The sequence below is a fragment of the Frankia sp. CeRuru1 genome, from assembly GCF_977966315.1.
On record NZ_CDWWEW010000050.1, the window covers coordinates 1 to 19,186 of the forward strand.

Below are 19,186 nucleotides of genomic sequence, written 5' to 3' on the forward strand. Positions count from 1 at the left end.
GCTCGAAGCACACCATCCTACTTCCACGGCCTACCCCGGGAGCCGGCCCGGGACTCGTACCCGGCTCCCCGCGCCCGACCACTCCGACCTGGCGGCCAGAACCTGGCGGCCAGAATTCGGTTCCACCCCGGTGGTCAGACCTGGTGGTCAGAACTCGATGTTGCTCATCACGTGCTTGATCCTGGTGTAGTCCTCCAGGCCGTAGACCGACAGATCCTTGCCGTACCCGCTCTTCTTGAACCCACCGTGCGGCATCTCCGCCACCAGCCGGATGTGCGTGTTGATCCATACGCAGCCGAAGTCCAGCCGGCGGGCGACCCGCAGGGCCCGGCCGTGATCGCGGGTCCAGACGCTGGAGGCCAGGCCGTACTCGACCCCGTTGGCCCAGGCGACCGCGGTGTCCTCCGAGTCAAACCGCTGCACCGTGATGACCGGGCCGAACACCTCGGACTGGATAAGCTCGTCGTCCTGGCGCAGACCCGAGATGACCGTGGCCGGGTAGAAGTAGCCCGCCCGGTCCAGCGGAGCACCGCCGGCGAGCACCTCGGTATGTTCAGGTGCCCGCTCTACGAAACCGCTCACCCGGGCCAGTTGGCCCGCGTTATTGAGGGGCCCGTAGTCGACGTCGGGCTCCTCCGGCGATCCGGTCGCCGTCTTCCCGGCCGCCTCGGCCAGGGCGGCGGCGAGGTCGTCGTGGACGCCCGGCGCGGCCAGCACCCTGGTCGCTGCCGTGCAGTCCTGGCCGGCGTTGAAGTACGCGGCCTCGGCGATCTGCCGCGCCACCACCGCCGGATCCACGTCGTCGAAGACAATGACCGGCGCCTTGCCCCCGAGTTCGAGGTGCACCCTCTTCAAGGAGTCCGCCGCGGCCCGGGCGATCTCCATCCCGGCCCGCACGCTGCCGGTCACCGAGACCATCGCCGGGCCCGGATGGGCCACCAGCGCGCGTCCGGTGTCACGATCGCCGCACACCACGTTGAGCACGCCGGGCGGGAGGAACTCCGCGGCGATCTCGGCGAGCAGCAGACTGGAGGCCGGGGTGGTGTCGGAGGGCTTGAGCACGACGGTGTTGCCCGCCGCGATCGCCGGCGCGACCTTCCAGACCGCCATCATCAGCGGGTAGTTCCAGGGCGTGACCTGGGCGCAGACCCCGATAGGCTCGCGGCGGACGCAACTGGTGTGCCCCGCCAGGTACTCGCCGGCCGACCGGCCCTCGAGCAGCCGCGCGGCCCCGGCGAAGAACCGGATCTGGTCGGCGGACGGCCCGACCTCCTCGTCCACGGTAAGCCGCAGCGGTTTGCCGGTGTTCGCGCTCTCCACCGCCGCGACCTCGTCGGCCCGGTCCTCCAGCGCGTCGGCCACCCGCAGCAGTGCCCGGGACCGCTGCGCGGGCGTGGTGTCCCGCCAGCCCTCGAACGCCGCGCTCGCGGCCCGCACGGCTGCGTCGACGTCGGCCGGCCCCGACCGGGGTGCCTGCGCCAGCAGGTCCGCCGTCGACGGGTTCAGGATGGGCATTGTCTCGCCATCGACGGCCGGGGTGGAGACGCCACCAATGAGATTGGCGAAGATCGCATCCATGTCTCTGTCCCTCCTGGGGGATCGGGCCGGCTCAGCCAACGAGGTCCCGGGCCATCTGGTCGAGGCTGTCGAGGTAACGGTCGACGTCGGCGTCGGTGTGCTGCACCGACAACGTCCATTCCTCCTCGCGCCCGGGCGCCATGAGGACGTTGCGGTTGGCGTTGTAGAGCCAGGCCAGTTCGGGCAACTCGGCGTTCTGGTGCGCCATGAACGAGGTGTAGTCACGGATCGGCGCGTCGGTGAAGTGCACGCATCCCTTCGAGCTGATGCCGACGGTGTAGCCGGGAATGCCGTGGCGGGCCAGGATCTCGTCGCAGCCGGCGGTCAACCGGCCACCCAGCCGGTCGAGGTGGGTGTAGGCGTCGGGGGTGAGCACCTCGAACAGGCTCGCCCGGGCGGCGGCCATGGTCAGCGGGTTGCCGTTGTACGTGCCGACCTGTTTCACCCGGTCCGAGGCCACGACCTCCATCAGTTCCGCCGTCGCGCCGATCGCCCCGGACGGCAGCCCGCCACCGAGCGCCTTGGCCAGGGTCACCATGTCCGGGCGCACGCCGAACCTCTCGGTGGCCCCACCGGCCGCGACACACAGCCCCGTCTTGACCTCGTCGAAGATCAGAATGACCCCGTACCGGGAGGTGATCTCCCGGACCGCCGCCAGGTAACCGGGCTCCGGCAGGACGACGCCGAGGTTCATCATCGCCGCCTCCATGATCACACAGGCGGGCAGGCGTCCCTCGGCGGCGAGCGCGGCGATCCGCCGCTCCATCGCCGGAGCGTCGTTGAAGGGGACCGGCACCGTGAGGTCGACGACTACCCGGGGGATCCCGGCACCGTAACCCAGCGAGTTCATATGCTCGGCCGGGCCGATGTCGTCGTACGGGGTCCCGATCGACACCATCACGTAATCGTGGTGCCCGTGGTACGAACCGAAGATCTTGACGATCGTGTCGCGGCCGGTGACGCCGCGGGCGATGCGGATCGCGTCCATCGTCGCCTCGGAGCCGGAGTTGACGTAGCGCCACTGCGGCAGCCCGAAGCGGCGGGCCAGCTCCTCGCTGACCACCACGGAGTCCTCGGTGGGCATCGCGAAGTGCGTACCGAGCGCCACCCGCTCGGTCACGGCCCGCACGATCGCCGGGTGGGCGTGCCCCTGCACCATCGAACCGAACCCGTTGTGGAAGTCGGCGTACTCGTTGCCGTCGACGTCCCAGACCCTCGGCCCGAGACCGCGGGTGAGGTAGATCGGCCAGGGATCACGTACCTGGTAGGACGACGGCACCCCGGAGGTCATCGACCGCACCGCCCGCGCATGCAGCGCCGCCGAGCCCCGGGTGCGGGCGTTGAGACGGGCGGACTCGCGCGCGGCCAGCTCCGCGGCTCTGGCCTGCGGCACGGCCCGGGTCACACCGCTCCCGGAAGCGATCACATTCGACACCATCCACGCATCCTTTCCACCGATCAGCCACTGAAATAGTAGACTGATCGGCAGCCTGACGATGGAATCCGTCGAAGATTGCGTGGATAAGGCTCGCTTCCCAGTTCACTCATCGACGGCCATACGATGGCGGCAGGGACAGGCCAGCGTGAACGGGCGTGGGGAACCGCCACGGAGGACCGAGGAGGACGCCGGGTGCAGTCGCGACGGTCGCCCGACCAGCGACTCAGCTCCGGCACCCTGCTGGACGATGTCAACAAGGCCATCATCGAGCAGCTGCAGCAGGACGGCCGGCGGTCCTATGCGGCCATGGCGGCGGCGGTCGGGCTCTCCGAGGCGGCCGTGCGCCAACGGGTACAGCGTCTGCTCGACGCCGGCATCATGCAGATCGTCGCCGTTACCGACCCGCTCCGGGTGGGCTTCCACCGGGAGGCGATGATCGGGGTGCGGGTCACCGGGGACACCCGCGTCGTCGCCGACACGATTGCCGCGCTGCCCGAGGTCGATTACGTCGTCCTGACGGCCGGATCCTTCGATCTCATCGTGGAGATCGTCGCCGAGAACGACGAGCACCTGCTCGAACTGATCAACGATCAGATCCGCGCCCTGCCACAGGTCCTCGCCACCGAGACGTTCGTCTACCTGCGGCTGGTCAAGCAGACCTACACGTGGGGAGCACGCTGAAACGTCCGGGTGCCGACAGCGCGGGCCGCCAGGCCGGAGGGGAAGCCGGCCGGGTCGAACATCGATAGGGCGCAGGACCTGCCGACGGGCTGCCGGGTGCGGCGACGCGGGCGGGTATGCGGTTCGGGGGTGTCACCGTTTGTACCGCCGATGGGAACAACCAAGCGGCCACAACAAGAGTCCAACATACGCAACGAACTTCAAATATCTTGGCCCGGACACACGATGGGGTGAACATGGCGCTGGTCCACCATGACCCGCAGGACGGCATTATGGTTACCCGGATCGGGCAAGCGGAGATAACGGTGCGTCCCGAGCCACCGGCGAGCGCCGGGAAGGCTCCGGTCATCCTGCTCCGGTTGGATGCGCCCATGCTCGACACCCTTGCCGCGGCCTACCTGGATCCGGACGAGGCCCGCCGGCTGGCCCAAGCGCTGGTGCGGGCGGCCGAGGCGGTGCGTCCGGCGAGCCCGTGGCGAACCCCGGGAGCCACCCCCCGCTGATCCCGGGACGGGCCGCCGCGGGAGAACCCGCCGCCGATGGCCGCCAGGCCGGGGCGGGTCCCAGGCCGCCACCGTGTGTCCCGGGCGTGGACGACCGCCGATCCGGGCCCGCGCCGCCGGGCCCCGCGCCGCGGGGTGTCGCGCCGCGGGGTGTCGCGCCGCCGGGTGTCGGCGCGCATCCCGGCCGGGCGCCCGGGTCGCCGACCGGCGGAAGGACCGGGCGGATTCCGATGAAAACGGCTCGTGATAATGATGCTCGTGATAATGATGCCTGCATAAATGCGAAAGCACCCTCGGAAAAAACTTCCGAAGGTGCTTTCGACTGGTAGCGGGGACAGGATTTGAACCTGTGACCTCTGGGTTATGAGCCCAGCGAGCTACCGAGCTGCTCCACCCCGCGTCGGTGTGTCTTCACTATACAGGGCCGCCATCGGTAGCTGTCAAACCGATGGCGGCCCCAATGTGGGACTTTCGGGACTAGCCGGGTGCCGGGGCGGCCCGGGCCCCCGGTGGACCGGGAGTGTCGCCGCCGGCCACGGTCGCCGAAGGGGACGGAGCCGGTGGCTTGGCGGCCGGTGACGCGGGGACCGGTGACGCGGATACCGATGCACCGGCCCATGGCGCCGTGGCACCGGATGATGCCGTGGCAGCGGGTGGCGTCGCCGCCGGACTCGACAGAGTACGCAGGCGACCCAGCGCATCAGCCAGCTCGCTCTGGGCCTTCCCGTAGGCGGTGAAGTCCGGCGGGCTCTTGCCCAGGGCGTCCTGCCCCGCCTGGTAAGCGCGGTCAGCGTCGCCCACGGCGTCCTGCAGCGCGGTCTGCCCCGGCGGCGGGACGCCTGTCCCGCCCTGCCCTGATCTGGGGGCCGGCGTGCTGTCCTGACCGGTGTCCGTGGTCGTGGCCCCGGTTCCGGCCCCGGCCGCCGCGGCACCGGCGCCGGCGCCGAAGACCTTCTCCAAGGCCTCACCCAGCGAGGTACCGAAACCGATGCGGTCACCGAAGGCCGCGGCGACCCCCTGCAGGGTCGGGTAGCCGGTGCTCCCCCTGGCCTGGACGTAGTAGGGCTCGACGTAGAGCAGCCCGCCGGCCACGGGCAGGGTCAGCAGGTTGCCCTCGATCGTGGTCGCTCCCCCGCTGCGCCATAGTGACAGCTGTTTGGCCACGTCGCCGTTGCCCTCGATGGCGTTCTGCACCTGGACCGGACCGTTGATCGTGTTCCCCGCCGGCAGTTTGAGCAGAGTGAACCGGCCGTAGTTGGCGGGGTCACTGGACACCGCCATGTACGCCGCGAGCTTCGAGGACCGGGCGGAGATCAACGGTGAGGTGAGGTTGTAGGACGGGCCCTTGCGCCCGGGAAGCTGGCTGTAGACGTAGAACGGCGGCTGGGGTTGCCCGCTTCCATCCGGCGAGTCGGACACATCCCAGAAGTCCTCCTGGGAGTAGAAGTCCCGCGGGTTGGAGATGTGGTACTGCCCGATCAGATCACGCTGGACCTTAAACAGGTCCTCCGGATAACGCAGGTGTGCCCGGAGGGACGGTGGGATGTCACTCTTCGGCTTCACCGTGTCCGGGAACGCCCTCATCCAGGTCCGTAGCACCGGGTCGGACTCATCCCAGGCGTAGAGGGTGACGGTGCCGTTGTAAGCGTCCACCGTCGCCTTCACCGAGTTACGGATGTAGTTGACCTGGTTCGAGGCCTGCCGGGTGCGGTTGCCGCTCTGGGTGGTCACCGAGTCGGCGGTCACGTCACCCAGAGTGCGCCGGGCGGAGTAGGGATAGCCGTCAGATGTTGTGTAACCATCGAGAATCCAGGTGATCCGGCCGTTGACGATCGCCGGGTACGGGTCTCCGTCGAGGGTGAGCCAGGGCGCTGCCTTGCTGACCCGGTCCCGCGGGTTTCGCTCGTACAGGATCCGGGAGTTCTTCGTGATGTCGCCGGAGAGCAGGATGTTCTTCTCCCCGAACCGCAGCGCGAACAGCGCCCGACGGAAGGTCGAGCCGATCGAGACCCCACCGTCGCCCTGGTAGGTCGTGGTGGCCTGGGTTTCTCCCGGCCCCGGCCCGTCGATCTCCATCTGCCTGGTGCCGACGATGGAATACGACGGCGACATCTCCCCGAAGTAGACCCGGTTCTCCTTGATACCGAAGGTACCGTCCTGCGGGAAACCGCTCACGCCGTGATCGAAGTCGGGGCGCCCCACGTCGACGGTGTTCGACGGCGCCGCGACAAATCCCTTGCCGTGGGTATAGGTCAGGTGCTCGTTGATCCAGTTGCGCTGCTGCGTTCCCAGCCCGGCCTGGTTCAGCTCCCGCACCGATACCACGTAGTCCTGGGTCGTCGGCTTCTTGTCCGCCCCTATGACGGTGTACCGGTCGACGTCGAGAGTCGGCGGGAAACCATAGTAGCCGCGGAACTGCTGGAGCTGCTGGAACGTCCGGGAGAGTTTGCTGGGGTCGAGCAGGCGGATGTTGGGGACCGTGCCGGTGTCGGCGGCGACCTCCTGAGCGGTGACGTCGGTGCTGGCGGCATAGTCCTGCGGCTCGACGTCCTGGATGCCGTAGGCGGCCCGGGTCGCCGCGATGTTGCGCGCGATGTAGGGCTCCTCGCGGGTCGCCTCGTTCGGCCGGACCTGGAACTGCTGGACAATCGCCGGGTAGATTCCGCCGATCACCACCGAGGACAGGACGAGGATGCCCGCGCCGAGCAGCGGCAGCGTCCAGCCCCGCTGGAAGATGTTGTAGATGAACAGCACCGCGCAGGCCAGCGAGATGAACAGCAGGATCAGCTTCGCCGGCAGCACGGCGTGTACATCGGTGTAGGACGCACCGGTCCCCACCCCGCGCGAGGAGAACACCGAGCCGAACCGGTCGAGGTAATACGCCCACGCCTTGAGCAGGGCGAGCAGCCCGAGCAGCACCGAGATGTGCGCCTTCGCCGCCGGGGCCACCCGTTCTCCCGGGGTCTGCATCCGGATTCCGCCGAACAGGTAGTGGGTCAGCAGGGTGACGAGCAACGACAGCAGCACCGCGGTCAGCAGGAAGCCGAGCAGGAACCGCTGGAAGGGATAGCTGAACGCGTAATAGCTGATGTCCCGGTGAAACTGCAGATCAGGGGTCCCGAAAGACTCGCCGTTCACCCACAGCAGCCACGTCCGCCACTGGCCGGCGGCGGACAGGCCCGCGGCCAGGCCGAACAGCGTCGTGACCGCGAGCAGGATCAGCAGCATGTACGGCTCGATCGCCGACCGGTACCGTTCCAGGTTCTGCTGCTCGGTCGACAACGGCCGAAGCGGCGGCCGTAGCCGGTACGCAAGTACGATGTTGGTTCCGACGATGATCGCCATTATCGCGCCGAAGAGGACGAACAGCAAAATCCGGGTGTAGAGGACTGTGGTGAACACCCCGCTGAAGTCGATCGAGCGGTAGAACAGCAGGTCAGTGTATAGCTGAGTGAAGACGGCGATGATCGTGATCGCGAGGACGATGACAAGCAGCACCGGCACGAGCACCTTGGTGCGGGTCAGCACCGGGCGGCGACTGGTGGTTGCCACAGGTTCCTCCGTGCGTCGGTGATTCGGGGCGCGTACCGCGCTAGTACGGCAACCTACGCCAAGGGCTCTGGGGAGATCGGAGAGGATGGGTCGGTGAACAGCCCGAACATCACGGAGTTGACCTCCGTCGTACTCGAGGTCGAGCGGCACGTCGCCGATTCCGGGTGGGATCAGCCCAGCCAGGTCTACGCGCTGGCCGACACCGCCGACCTGCTGGCGCGAGAACCCGCGCTGGCCCCCCACATCGGCGACTCCCCGCCTGGGTCACTGACCCCGGTCGAGCAGGAACCGCTGCCGGTGGGACGGCTCGACGAGGTGCTGGCGGGGATCGGATGGCCGCCGGAGGTGCTCGGGTGCGTGCTGGTCACCGAGCTTGTCGTCCTGCCGCCCAGCGCGGAGGAGGAGGCTCCGTACTCCGATCACGAGATCGAGTACTGGGCGGCGAACCATCCCGAACGCCAGGACGTCCGCCTCGCCGTCGGAGTCACCCGCAGTGGGCTGCACGCGTCCTGCCTGCGAGTCCGCGGAGACGACGAACTCGTCATCGATCCGGATCTGGCCGACAACCTCGTCGACGGGCTGCTCGCGACCTTCCAGTGAGTCGACCCGGCGGGCGGCGGCGCACGGCAGCCGCCCGTCCCCTTCCGGCACCGGCGCCACCGGGCACAACAGCAGCACCGGGCGCACACGGATGGCACATGGCACGGATGGGGCGCGCTTGGGGCGCGCTCAGCAGGACGGCACCGCCGCGGCCGGATTCGCCCGGAGGGCGTCGACGGCCTTCAGCGCGCCCGCCAGCGATTCAACCTTCACCAGGCGCGGACCGCCGGAGTCGATCGCGCGGGCGTCGCCGCAGTTCCCCGCGGGGACCAGGAAGATCGATGCCCCGGACACCCTGGCCCCGAGGATCTTCTGCTGGATACCGCCGATCGGTCCCACCTCACCGGCGGAGGTGATCGTCCCGGTGCCAGCGATGATCTTTCCCCCGGTCAACGCGCCGGGGGTGAGAAGGTCCACGATGCCCATCGCGAACATCAGCCCGGCACTCGGCCCGCCGACATCCGAGATACGGATACGAACCGTGAACGGGTAGGTCCGCTTCTCCGTCGTGGTGACACCGATCATGGCGCGAGCGGGGTCGTCGGTGGCGGCCCGAGTCGTGACGGTGGCCGTGGCCGTCTTTCCGTCGCGCTGATAGGTGACCGTCACGGGATGGCCCGGAGTCACCTTCCCGACCTGCCGGCGCAGCTCCTCCTGGTTGGCCACGGCCACCCCGCCGACCTTCGTGATCACATCGCCCGGCGTCAGCTTGCCGGTGGCCGGGGAGCCCGCGGGGACCCCGGCGACCACGACCGAACGGCCGGTGGGCGCGATACCGAGCTGCGCGAGCGCTGCCGCGGTCGCCTGGTCCTGCGAGTCGAGCATCGCCTGCGCGTTCTCCTGCTGGATCTGCTCCTGACTCGAACCGGGCGGCCGGATCAGCTCGCTGGGCACCACCGCCCGGTCGGAGTCGGACCAGTCCTGCAGCGCGGTGACGAGGTTGAGCCGGGGCGTCTCCTCGACCGTGGTCAGCTCGAGCTTGCCGGCGGTCGGATAGGTCCGCCGGCCTTCCACGGTGATCAAGGACGTCCCGTCGACGCTGCCGAGAGTGTCGGTGACCGGCCCGGGGGCCAAGGTGACGAACGGTACCGGCATCCACAGCCCCGCGACCACGAGAACCAAAGCCAGTACCGACGCGACCACGAGGGTCTGGGTGCGCCGGACCATGCTCACAGTCTATGTACCAGGGCTCACAACCCTCGTCCCAGCGTCCGGGAACCGAGGTTCGCCACGACGGCCCGGGGTTGCGATGATCGGTGCCGAAAGGCATTCGGTGGCCCGAAAGGCGCAGCGGAAGGCCGTGGCGGAGTCCCGGAAGGCCGCGCGGAAGGCAGCGCGGCAGGCCGGGAAGTGGGGAGTAAAGAGCGAGATCAAAAGCACGGTCGAGGGACTCGAAGGATCGCTCGGTCCTGAACCGCCGCCCGGCGGCCGGTGAGATGCCCCGGCCGCCGGACGGAGACGATCAGGTGGACTCGGACGGCGGCGCCGTGTGTCTCTCGGAGGGCGGTGCCCCGGCCGCGGCGGACCGCCCGGGATGGCCGGGATGGCCGGGTTCGTCGAGGGCGGTAACGGTACGAACCTCGTGCTGGGTGGGGATCGGTCGGGCCAGCGCGGCCATACTGCGCCGATAGCCCTCAATCGTGATCATGGCTTCGGAGGTGCGGTCGGGACGGCTGCGTAGGGCGACCCACGCAAGAGTTATGAGCACGGCGACGGGGGGGATCAACAGGAACCACATGGGAGCCTCGACGTCGAGACGGGCAAGAAGATGACTTGTTTTCTATCGTAGGGTGCCCCGATCAGCAGGCGCTTACCCATTCCGCCGCGCCATCCGCAAAAATCTGGTGTTTCCAAATGGGAACCTGCTCCTTGATGTCATCGATCAGACGACGACAGGCGGCAAAAGCCTCCGCCCGGTGGGCCGCGCCGACCGCCACGATCACGGCGGTGTCCCCGACGGCGAGGTGACCGGTACGGTGAACCACCGCGACGGCCAGCACCGGTGCGGTCGCGGCGACGTCGCCGGCGACCCGGGCGATCTCCGTGCCGGCCCGGGGATGCGCCTGATACGTCAGGTCGGTCACCCCGCGGCCCTGGTCCTGGTCCCGGACAGTGCCCACGAACAGGGCGATCCCCCCCACACCGGGGAACCGCACGGCAGCCAGGCACTCGTCCACCGACAGAGCGCCGTCCCGGATCTCGGCGAGCGTCACCCGCGCGACCGGGTCCGGCGCGGACGACGGAGACGGCGAAGGTGACGGAGACGGCGAAGGTGACGGAGACGGAGACGGTGACGGAGACGGCGAAGGTGACGGAGACGGCGAAGGTGACGGAGACGGCGAAGGTGACGAAGGATGCGCGGGTGACGCGGGAGCGGTCGGCGGGGCCCCCGCCAGAGAACACATCGGTTCCACAGCTACGACCGTAACGGTCGGGGCCAGCGCCGTTTCGCCCGTTGGGCAGAAAACGCATTACCGTGGGTTCATGTGCCAACTGTGCGTGCGACTGCCCGCCTCCCGAGGAGGCTACGGCCGATGAGTGGCAACTTCCCGTTCGGCTTCACGCCCGCTGGCGGCGGCGACGAGCCCCGACCCCCCTTCGGTGGCGGCGCCCCGTTCTTTGCCGAGCTCGAACGGCTGCTGTCCTGGCATGGCGGTCCGGTCAACTGGGAGCTGGCCCGCCAGGTGGCCGTCAGATCCCTCGGCGACACCGACTCCGCGGTGTCCACGGCCCAGCGGGAGCCGGTGGGCGAGGCGATGCGGATCGCCGACGTCTGGCTCGACGCGGTGACCTCGCTGCCGGCCGGGGCCACGGCGGCCGAGGCCTGGTCGCGGCAGGAGTGGATCGAGAAGACCCTGCCGGTCTGGCAGACCCTCTGCGACCCGATCGCCACGAAGGTCGTCGAGGCGATGCGCACTGGGATCTCCAGCGGGCTGAACCAGCTCGGTGGCGGCGGGATCGAGCTGCCGAGTGAGCTGCGCGGCGCGCTGCCCCCGGGGCTCAACCTCAGCGGGCTGATGGCCACCGGCGGCCCCATTATGCAGATGATGAACCGGGTCGGCGGGATGCTGTTCGGCGCCCAGGTGGGGCAGGCGATCGGCACCTTGGCCGCCGAGGTCGTCTCCTCCACCGAGGTCGGGCTGCCGCTCGGACCGGTCGGGACCGCCGCCCTGATCCCAGCGGGTGTCGTCGCCTTCGGTCAGGGCCTGGAGATCCCCGAGGACGAGGTACGCATCTACCTGGCGCTGCGGGAGGCCGCGTCCAACCGGCTGTTCGCGCACGTCCCCTGGCTACGCGCCCACGTCCTGGGCGCGGTGGAGGAGTACGCCCGCGGCATCGCGGTGGACACCGAGGCCGTCGGACGGGTGATGCGGATGGTCGACCCGACGGCGTTGATGAATCCTGAACGGCTGTCGGAGGCGCTCGGCGAGGACGTGTTCAGCGACGCCACCACCCCCGAGCAGAAGGCCGCGCTCGCCCGTCTCGAACTGATCCTCGCGCTGATCGAGGGCTGGGTCGATCATGTAACGGACGCCGCGGCCGCCGGTCATCTGCCGGCCGCGGGCAAACTACGCGAAATGGTGCGACGCCGTCGCGCCGAAGGCGGTCCGGGCGAGCAGACCTTCGCCACGCTGGTCGGTCTCTCCCTGCGGCCACGCAAGCTGCGGGAGGCCGCCGCCCTGTGGGAGGCGGTACGGGACGCCCGGGGTCACGAGGGTCGCGACGCGCTGTGGGCGCATCCCGATCTGCTGCCCACCGCGGCAGATCTCGCCGCCCCGGAGGCGTTCGTGTCCGGCGCGCCGTCGAGCGCGCTCGACGACCCGATCGGCGAAATCGAGAAACTCCGCGGCGCCCCACCCGCCGATGGCGGATCCGACGAACCAGACAAGCCGGACAGGTAACCCGGGCGGACCGGGGTGATCCACAGTTTCGTCCACAGCACGTCCACAGCGATCCACGGGCGTTCCCCCTTCGCCGGTCGGACGTGCCACGCTGAGGATCCGCCGGTCGCCGTGACCGGCCCATCCTGGTCCGATTCCCCGGCCTCGACCGGCCGGCGGGAACACCCGGAGGATCCATGCGCCCGATCCTCAAGCCGGGCCTGCGCCGGCTCTGGCACAACAGCTCCACCCTGCAGCTCGGCATCGACACCGCACGCGCCGTCCTCCTCGCCGATCTGGCCCCGTCGGACGCCGCCCTGCTCGACGCCCTCGACGGCAGCCGCACGCTGGAGCAGCTGCGTCTCGATGGCACTCCCGCCGGCCGGGTCCTGCTCGACCTGCTCGCCGAGGCCGGCCTGCTGGACGACGCCACGGCGCCTCCCGGTGCGGCACCGCTGCCCGCGGTCGAGCATGACCGCCTGTCGCCCGATCTGGCGGCGCTGTCCCTGGTATCAGAGGATCCGGCCGGTGCGCGCCGGGTCCTCGCCACCCGCCGGGCGATGCGTGTTCTTGTGCGCGGCGCCGGTCGCGTCGGTGCTCAGGTCGCGGCCCTGCTCGCCGCGGCCGGGATCGGCCGGGTCGTCATCGACGATCCCGAGGTGACGACCGCCGCCGACGTCTCCCCGGGCGGCCTGCGCCTCGACGATGTGGGGCGTCCCCGCTCCCTGGCCACCGGCGCGGCGGTGACCCGGGCCAGCCGGCAGGCCGCCGGGCACCGCCGGCCCGACGAGGACGGGTTCGCCGCGGACCTGATTGTGCTGGCTCCGGTCGGTCTGCCGATGATCCACCCTGGGGAGTGCCTCGACCTGGAAGGCCGGGGCACCGCCCATCTCGTGGCCGGCGTGCGGGAGACCACGGGGATCGTCGGTCCGCTCGTCGTGCCGACCGTGACCGCGTGCCTGCACTGCCAGCATCTCCACCGGTACTCCCGGAACCCGGTCTGGCCGGTGCTCGCCATGCAGATGGCCCACCGCCCGGCCGCCGGGCCGGACGCCTGCGAGATCACCCTGGCGGGTCTTGTCGCCGCGCTCACCGCCATGCAGGCCCTGGCCTTTCTGGACCTCGCCGCCTCGCCTCCACCCGCCCCACCTGACCTATCCGACCTATCCGGCGTCACGGGCCCCACCCCGGGCCAACATCCCGACAACTCGGCCTACCTGCCACCGACAGCAAGCAGCAACAATGAGACCTTCGTTACATTGACTCCCCCGCGCACAGTCCTACCGGTGACCGCCGGCCTACCGGTGACCGCCGACGGCACGCTGGAGTTCACCGTTCCCGGCTGGCGGATCCGCCGCCGCACCTGGCCGCTCCACCCCAACTGTCCCTGCCGCACCGCCCGATCGGCGGCCGCGTCGGCGGACGCTTCTTCGCCAGTGGCACCTGCGTGACCGTTCCACTCCGCGGGCGGTCGCCGCGTCGACGTCCTGGAATCATTTGGCGTCCTGGAGTCATTACGCTTGGCCGGCACCCGTGAGGACGCGGAACAGGGCACGATGGAGCGGTGTCCGAGATCCCACGGCGGGCTGTCGTCCGCACCGCCAAGCTGGCCACGCTTCCCATCGGCATAGCCGGCCGAGCCACCCTCGGCGTCGGCAAACGCATCGGTGGTCGCCCCGCCGAGGCCGTCGCCTCCGAGCTCCAGCAGCGCACCGCCGCGCAGATCTTCCGGGTACTCGGGGAGCTCAAGGGTGGCGCCATGAAACTGGGCCAGGCGCTGTCCGTCTTCGAGGCGGTGCTTCCCGACGACGTCGCCGGGCCCTATCGGGCGGCGCTGACCAGGCTGCAAGAGGCGGCGCCCCCGCTGCCGGCGGCGGTGGTGCACCGCGTGCTCGCCGAGGAGCTCGGAGCGGACTGGCGCTCGCTGTTCACGAGCTTCGACGACGTTCCGGCTGCGGCAGCCAGCATCGGCCAGGTGCATCGGGCGGTCTGGGCCGACGGCCGGGCCGTCGCGGTAAAGGTGCAGTATCCGGGAGCGGGTCCCGCTCTGCTCGCCGATCTCACCCAGCTCGGCCGGGCCGCTCGGCTGTTCGGCGCGGTCACTCCCGGGCTGGACATCAAGCCGCTGGTCGAGGAGCTCAAGGCCCGGATCGCCGAGGAGCTCGACTATCGGTTGGAGGCCGCCTGGCAGGGGGCCTTCGCCGAGGCGTACGCAGACGACCCGGACGTCGTCATCCCCTGGCCGCTGGCCGGTTCCGGCCGGGTGCTCGTGAGCGAGTGGATCGAGGGAATCCCCCTGTCCGTCATCATCGCGGACGGTACCCCGGAGCAGCGCGACGCCGCCGGTCTGCTGCTCGTGCGGTTTCTCTATTCCTGCCCGGGTCGCGCCGGTCTGCTGCACGCGGATCCGCATCCCGGCAACTTCCGCCTGCTGTCCGACGGGCGGCTCGGCGTCCTGGACTTCGGTGCCGTGAACCGCCTGCCGGACGGCCTGCCGGCGCCGATCGGCCGGCTGGCTCGACAGACCCTGGCCGGGGACGCCGACGCCGTCGAGCAGGGACTGCGCTGTGAGGGCTTCATCCCGCCGTCGGCCGAAATCCGAGCCGAGGACCTGCTGGATTATCTGGCCCCGATGCTGGAGCCGATCGCGGTGGAGGAGTTCACCTTCTCCCGAGGCTGGCTGCGCAAGGAGGCCGCCAGGCTCGGAGACTGGCGGTCGGCGGCGGCACAGCTCGGTCGCCAGCTCAATCTGCCGCCGTCGTACCTGCTCATCCACCGGGTGACACTCGGCGCGATCGGCATCCTGTGCCAACTGGGCAGCACCGGCCGCTTCCGGGACGAGATGGAGCGCTGGCAACCCGGGTTCGCCGAACCGGGGACGGCGACCGCCCGCGCGGCCGAGGACGCCAACCGGCCCGGTCGTCCCCTGCCCGCTCTCCTCGTCCAGGACGAGGTCTGGAGGTCGGCGGCCGACACTGCTGCGGCGGCGGCCGACACTGCCGCGGCGGCGGCCGACCGGGCCACCACCCCCGCGGCGCTGCCCATGCAGGCCGAGCCGGCCGAACCGAGCCGGCCTTCCACCCCGGCGAACCGCTCCGCCGCGGCTCGACCCCGGTCAGGCCGCAAGGCCGCCCCGCGCCGGGCACCGGACGAGGAGTCTTCTCCGACCCCGCAACCGTGACCGACGCTTATTGACGGGTCTGGCCCGACGGGTCAGCCCCCGGCTGCTCGACGATGTCGACGATGTCGACGCCGAGATACAGGAAACCGTATCCCTCGTCCCGGAAACGCACCCCGGCGGCGCGCAGCGCAGCCCCCCAGTCGCCCTGGCAGGTGGGATCCGCCGCCTCCGAACCGTGGTCGGCGGTCAGCAGGATCGCGGTCTCGGCCAGCAGATCCCGCTCGGCGAGCAGGTCGAGGAAGGCGCGCAACCGGGCGTCCGCGTCCCGCAGCGCGGCGCGGGCCTGCTCGGAGTACGGGCCGCCCCCGTGATGCCCGGTGTCGGTAATGGTGGTGTTCCACCACATCAGGTCCGGGGGCACCGCGTCCGCAGCCCAGAGCTGCTGGACCTGCGCGAGGCCGAGCGCGTCCACCCGGGTGGACCAGGCATAGTCGGCGCTCTCCCCTACCCAGTGGGCGGTGGCGTGCGGGTCGCCGTCGGCCGGAGGCAGGTAGTCCCCCATATCGCCGGCCCCGCCGTGGTTACCGGCGGCCCGCACGAGCCCGAAGGTCGAGTAGTCCGCACCCCGGTCGACCGGTTCGTTCACGCAGGCGCTGGTCGCCCCGGGCCGGTCGCGCACGAGGGCCTCGAACAGCGTCTCCACCCCGTCCCGAAGCTGATCGCACGCGGAATGCCAGGTCCGCACGTCGTTGACGATGACCTGCTCGCCGGTCGCCCGGTCGAAGTACACGTTGTGCAGGATGCCGTGCCGGCCCGGCCCGACTCCGGTGAGCGCGGAGGTGTGGTTGGTCAACGTGACGCTGGGGAACTCGGCGATCGCGCCACCGGTCAGGGCCGTCCCGGTGGCGAGCAGACGCGCGACCCCCGGCAGCTCGCCGGTGTGCGCGAGGTGCAGGACGTCATTGCTGTTTGCCCCGTCCCAGAGCAGGCCGACGACGTACCGGGCCCCTGGGCCCACCAGATCGGTGAGCGGCGTCCCCTCCACATCCGCCATGGTCACGCCGGCGAGGGCCGCGAGGGTGGGTCCGATGTCGATGACCCGCGCCGCGCCGGCCCGCGGGCCCCGGGCCCGCACGCCCGCGCCGGACAGGATCAGCGGAGCCCGGGACTGGCCGGCATCCAACGATCCGTGCTCACCCAGGTGGCCGCCGCGGTCGGGCCAGTAGTGCCGGGGGGTGTGTACGACGATCAGATCGGGTGAACGGCTGGGATCGGCGAAGGCGGACAGCAGTCGCCGTCCGGCGAACGGGTAGGAGTTGCGCTCGTTCGGTGGTGACGGGTCAGCGAGCGCCGCCGCGAGCGGCACGCCGTGCATCGGATCCTCCGACCCGAGCGGGTCACGCCCGAAGCGGAGCTCCCGGGGACCGTTCGGATCGGCCACCGGCAACCGCGACGAACCGATCGCGTTCGCCACGTAGAGCCAGCCGGAATCGACCCAGGCCACGAGATCCACGATCGCGGCCAGCTCGGGACTGGTGAGGACGGCAACGGCCAGAGAAAGATCGTCGGATGCGGTCAGTCCCGGCGCTCCGGCCGGACCCGCACCTGTGGACACCGGGTAGACACGCTCGCTGCTGGGCACGCCGGAACAGTACCGGGGCCGCGGGCACCACCGGAAGAAAAAGCGCGGCAACACCGGTGGGCGGGACACCGACGATCCGGTGTCCCGCCCGTGCTGGTGCGGCGATGCCACCGCCGCCCCCATGTGATCAACGGGTGGCACGGAGGGCTCAGGCGGCGACCTCTTCTTCCTTGCGCTCCTTGCGCGGACGGCCGCGGGGCCGCTTGCGCGGGACGACGCTACCGGTCACCAGCAGCTCGCCACCCCACACTCCCCAGGGCTCGGCACGGTCGAGCGCGGCGGACAGGCACGCCGCCCGGATGGGGCAGGTCCGGCAGACGGCCTTGGCGGTCTCCACGTCCGCCGGGGACTCAGCGAAGAACATGTCAGGATCTACGTCCCAGCAGGGCAGGACGAGACGATCCCGCTCGATCCGGGAAACGACCGAGGGGTCGAACACCGGTGTCACCTCCGAGACAGGTTGGTCTTCGGGTGGGATGAAGGAAGCGAAACGACAAAGGCCGCGGTCCCCATCGGGATCCGCGGCCTCGGATTCGGCTCCAGTCGGCGCTAGTCCAGGAGCGGATCGTGGGCGGATCCCCGGAAGGTGAGGTGACGGTGTGCATAGCCGGACGCCGACGCCACGCTCCCCGCCGGGTTCGGGAACGCGGACTCCTGGGCCGACAGATCATCGGCTTGGACCGTGAGGACGGCGGCGGACGTGCCACGGGGGGCGGGCGCACCGATGACGGCACCGACGACGGCATTCATGAAGGCCGCGCCGTGCCGGTTCTCCCACGGACGGGTGATCTCGGCGACAGCTCTGTCCATCACAATGCTGAACACGACGAAATCACCTCCTTCTCTGTGGGCTCCGGAGTCTGTGGGCTCGGGAGTCCGTGGGTGCCGACGGGTGTCACTCCACATGCCTGCTTCAGGCGTCCTCGGTAACGGTAGAAGCTCGGCGCGCGAACCACAACATATTTTCTGTGTCGCGCCGCGGACACTTCCAGTTACGAAGCGTCGGGCGGCGTGCCGGGCTCCAATGACTCCGCCACCGGCGGCGACCCGACCGGCGGCGGCGTGCGCCCCGCGACGAGGGCGAGTACGTCCTCCCCGTAACGGTCGAGTTTGGCCTGTCCGATGCCGGGCAGCCGCACGAGCTCGGCCACCGTGCTCGGCCGGCTCTCGGCGATCGCCTGCAGCGTGGCGTCGGTGAAGACGACGAAGGCCGGTGCCCCCTGTTCCTTCGCCCGCGCCGAACGCCACGCCCGCAGGCGCTCGAACAGCGCGGCGTCGACGTCGCCGGGGCAGCCCTCGCAGCGTCCGACCCGCGCATGCACACCCGTCAACGACCGGCCGCACGTCCGGCACCGCACCGCCGATCTGCTCCGGGACCGACCCGGGCTGGCCTCCTCCGCCTCGGCCACGGGCCTCGTGCCCTCGCCTCGCCCCCCGTGGCGGACGCCGGCCGCGGGCTCCCGGCGCATCGGGCGCAGATCGTCGAGGAACCGGGACGGCCGCCGCGACCGCCGGCCGCCCTCTGCCCGGGACAGCGCCCAGGACAGGACAAGGTGCCTGCGGGCCCTGGTCAGCCCGACGTAGAGCAGGCGACGTTCCTCAGCGATCTGCTCGGCGGTCCTAGCATGGACGAGGGGAAGCGTGCCCTCGGTCAGCCCGACGAGGAACACCGCATCCCATTCCAGGCCCTTGGCGGTGTGCAGGGTCGACAGGGTCACCCCCTGCACCGTCGGCTGATGCTCGTGGGTCGCGCGGTCGCCGAGCTCGGCGACGAAGGCCTCAAGGTCGGCCTCGGGCGAACGGGCGGCGAGATCGCCGGCCAGCCGGTGCAGCGCGGCGAGGTTCTCCCATTGTTCACGCTCGGCGCCCGAGCCCACCGTCGGCTGGTCCGCCCGCCAGCCGAGCGCCGCGAGGATGTCGGCGACGACGGCCGTGAGTCCCTCCGGGCGGTCGGTGTCGGCAGAGCGCACCGCGGCCCGCAGCAACCGCATGGCTGCGACGACCTCGCTCCGCTCGAAGAACTTCTCCCCGCCCCGGAGCAGGTAAGCGATGCCGGCCCCGCCGATCGCCGCCTCATACGCCTCGGACTGGGCATTCGTGCGATACAGCACGGCGATCTCACTCGCCGGCACGCCCTGGTCGAGCAGCCGGCGGATCCGGGACGCCACCGCGGCGGCTTCCGCCGGCTCG

At 70.5% G+C, this 19,186-nt stretch carries 17 protein-coding genes and 1 tRNA gene; 7 read left to right on the plus strand and 11 right to left on the minus strand.

Translation table 11 applies throughout. The features are described 5' to 3' along the window. Window positions 1-147: 147 nt before the first annotated feature. Window positions 148-1,578 carry a gamma-aminobutyraldehyde dehydrogenase gene (locus AC08OP_RS05985; protein ID WP_476613271.1) on the minus strand — a complete coding sequence of 477 codons (1,431 nt, stop codon included), beginning with the start codon at window positions 1,576-1,578 and terminating at the stop codon, window positions 148-150. Window positions 1,579-1,609: 31 nt separating this feature from the next. Continuing rightward, on the minus strand, window positions 1,610-3,016 hold the full coding sequence (locus AC08OP_RS05990; protein ID WP_476613272.1) for an aspartate aminotransferase family protein: 1,407 nt from the start codon (window positions 3,014-3,016) through the stop codon (window positions 1,610-1,612). Window positions 3,017-3,208: 192 nt separating this feature from the next. Here AC08OP_RS05990 and AC08OP_RS05995 point away from each other — a divergent pair, with 192 nt between their 5' ends. Next, window positions 3,209-3,697: an Lrp/AsnC family transcriptional regulator gene (locus AC08OP_RS05995; RefSeq protein WP_476613273.1), complete on the plus strand. Its 489-nt coding sequence runs from the start codon at window positions 3,209-3,211 to the stop codon at window positions 3,695-3,697. Between the two features lie 116 nt (window positions 3,698-3,813). Beyond that, window positions 3,814-4,200, plus strand: coding sequence for a DUF6907 domain-containing protein (locus AC08OP_RS06000; protein ID WP_476613274.1), 387 nt, complete (start codon window positions 3,814-3,816; stop codon window positions 4,198-4,200). Window positions 4,201-4,523: 323 nt separating this feature from the next. Here the strand turns inward: AC08OP_RS06000 and AC08OP_RS06005 are convergent. Both AC08OP_RS06005 and AC08OP_RS06010 read right to left on the minus strand, forming a co-directional pair. Then, window positions 4,524-4,600, minus strand: a tRNA-Met gene (locus AC08OP_RS06005). Between the two features lie 77 nt (window positions 4,601-4,677). Then, window positions 4,678-7,752, minus strand: coding sequence for a UPF0182 family membrane protein (locus AC08OP_RS06010; protein ID WP_476613275.1), 3,075 nt, complete (start codon window positions 7,750-7,752; stop codon window positions 4,678-4,680). Between the two features lie 93 nt (window positions 7,753-7,845). Here AC08OP_RS06010 and AC08OP_RS06015 point away from each other — a divergent pair, with 93 nt between their 5' ends. After that, complete coding sequence (locus AC08OP_RS06015) at window positions 7,846-8,352, plus strand: PPA1309 family protein (RefSeq protein ID WP_011438157.1); 507 nt, start codon at window positions 7,846-7,848, stop codon at window positions 8,350-8,352. 129 nt (window positions 8,353-8,481) lie between these two features. Here the strand turns inward: AC08OP_RS06015 and AC08OP_RS06020 are convergent, their stop codons facing one another. The 3 genes from AC08OP_RS06020 to AC08OP_RS06030 form a co-directional block, all read right to left on the minus strand. Further along, window positions 8,482-9,519, minus strand: coding sequence for a YlbL family protein (locus tag AC08OP_RS06020; protein ID WP_462188355.1), 1,038 nt, complete (start codon window positions 9,517-9,519; stop codon window positions 8,482-8,484). Between the two features lie 295 nt (window positions 9,520-9,814). Next, window positions 9,815-10,090 carry a hypothetical protein gene (locus tag AC08OP_RS06025; protein ID WP_462188354.1) on the minus strand — a complete coding sequence of 92 codons (276 nt, stop codon included), beginning with the start codon at window positions 10,088-10,090 and terminating at the stop codon, window positions 9,815-9,817. Between the two features lie 61 nt (window positions 10,091-10,151). Then, on the minus strand, window positions 10,152-10,565 hold the full coding sequence (locus AC08OP_RS06030; protein WP_462188353.1) for a molybdenum cofactor biosynthesis protein MoaE: 414 nt from the start codon (window positions 10,563-10,565) through the stop codon (window positions 10,152-10,154). A 41-nt stretch (window positions 10,566-10,606) separates the two neighbouring features. Between AC08OP_RS06030 and AC08OP_RS06035 the strand changes: the two genes are divergently transcribed. From AC08OP_RS06035 to AC08OP_RS06050, 4 genes are all read left to right on the plus strand, one after another. Beyond that, complete coding sequence (locus tag AC08OP_RS06035; protein WP_476613276.1) at window positions 10,607-10,780, plus strand: hypothetical protein; 174 nt, start codon at window positions 10,607-10,609, stop codon at window positions 10,778-10,780. Between the two features lie 106 nt (window positions 10,781-10,886). Continuing rightward, on the plus strand, window positions 10,887-12,254 hold the full coding sequence (locus tag AC08OP_RS06040) for a zinc-dependent metalloprotease (RefSeq protein WP_476613277.1): 1,368 nt from the start codon (window positions 10,887-10,889) through the stop codon (window positions 12,252-12,254). A gap of 176 nt (window positions 12,255-12,430) precedes the next feature. Beyond that, window positions 12,431-13,684, plus strand: coding sequence for a ThiF family adenylyltransferase (locus tag AC08OP_RS06045; RefSeq protein WP_476613278.1), 1,254 nt, complete (start codon window positions 12,431-12,433; stop codon window positions 13,682-13,684). A gap of 113 nt (window positions 13,685-13,797) precedes the next feature. Then, the gene (locus tag AC08OP_RS06050) at window positions 13,798-15,414 is read left to right on the plus strand and encodes an ABC1 kinase family protein (RefSeq protein WP_476613279.1); all 1,617 of its coding nucleotides are present in this window, start codon (window positions 13,798-13,800) and stop codon (window positions 15,412-15,414) included. 7 nt (window positions 15,415-15,421) lie between these two features. On the opposite strand, the gene AC08OP_RS06055 is transcribed toward AC08OP_RS06050, so the two are convergent. From AC08OP_RS06055 to AC08OP_RS06070, 4 genes are all read right to left on the minus strand, one after another. Then, window positions 15,422-16,996 (minus strand): alkaline phosphatase family protein, encoded by a 1,575-nt coding sequence (locus AC08OP_RS06055; protein ID WP_476613280.1) that lies wholly within the window; start codon window positions 16,994-16,996, stop codon window positions 15,422-15,424. Between the two features lie 148 nt (window positions 16,997-17,144). After that, entirely contained in the window at window positions 17,145-17,435 is a 291-nt protein-coding gene (locus AC08OP_RS06060) for a WhiB family transcriptional regulator (protein WP_011438164.1), read from the minus strand. Window positions 17,436-17,545: 110 nt separating this feature from the next. Beyond that, window positions 17,546-17,821 (minus strand): hypothetical protein, encoded by a 276-nt coding sequence (locus AC08OP_RS06065; protein ID WP_476613281.1) that lies wholly within the window; start codon window positions 17,819-17,821, stop codon window positions 17,546-17,548. Window positions 17,822-17,988: 167 nt separating this feature from the next. After that, the coding region (locus AC08OP_RS06070; protein ID WP_476613282.1) for a 3'-5' exonuclease at window positions 17,989-19,186 on the minus strand (1,198 nt) is incomplete at its 5' end.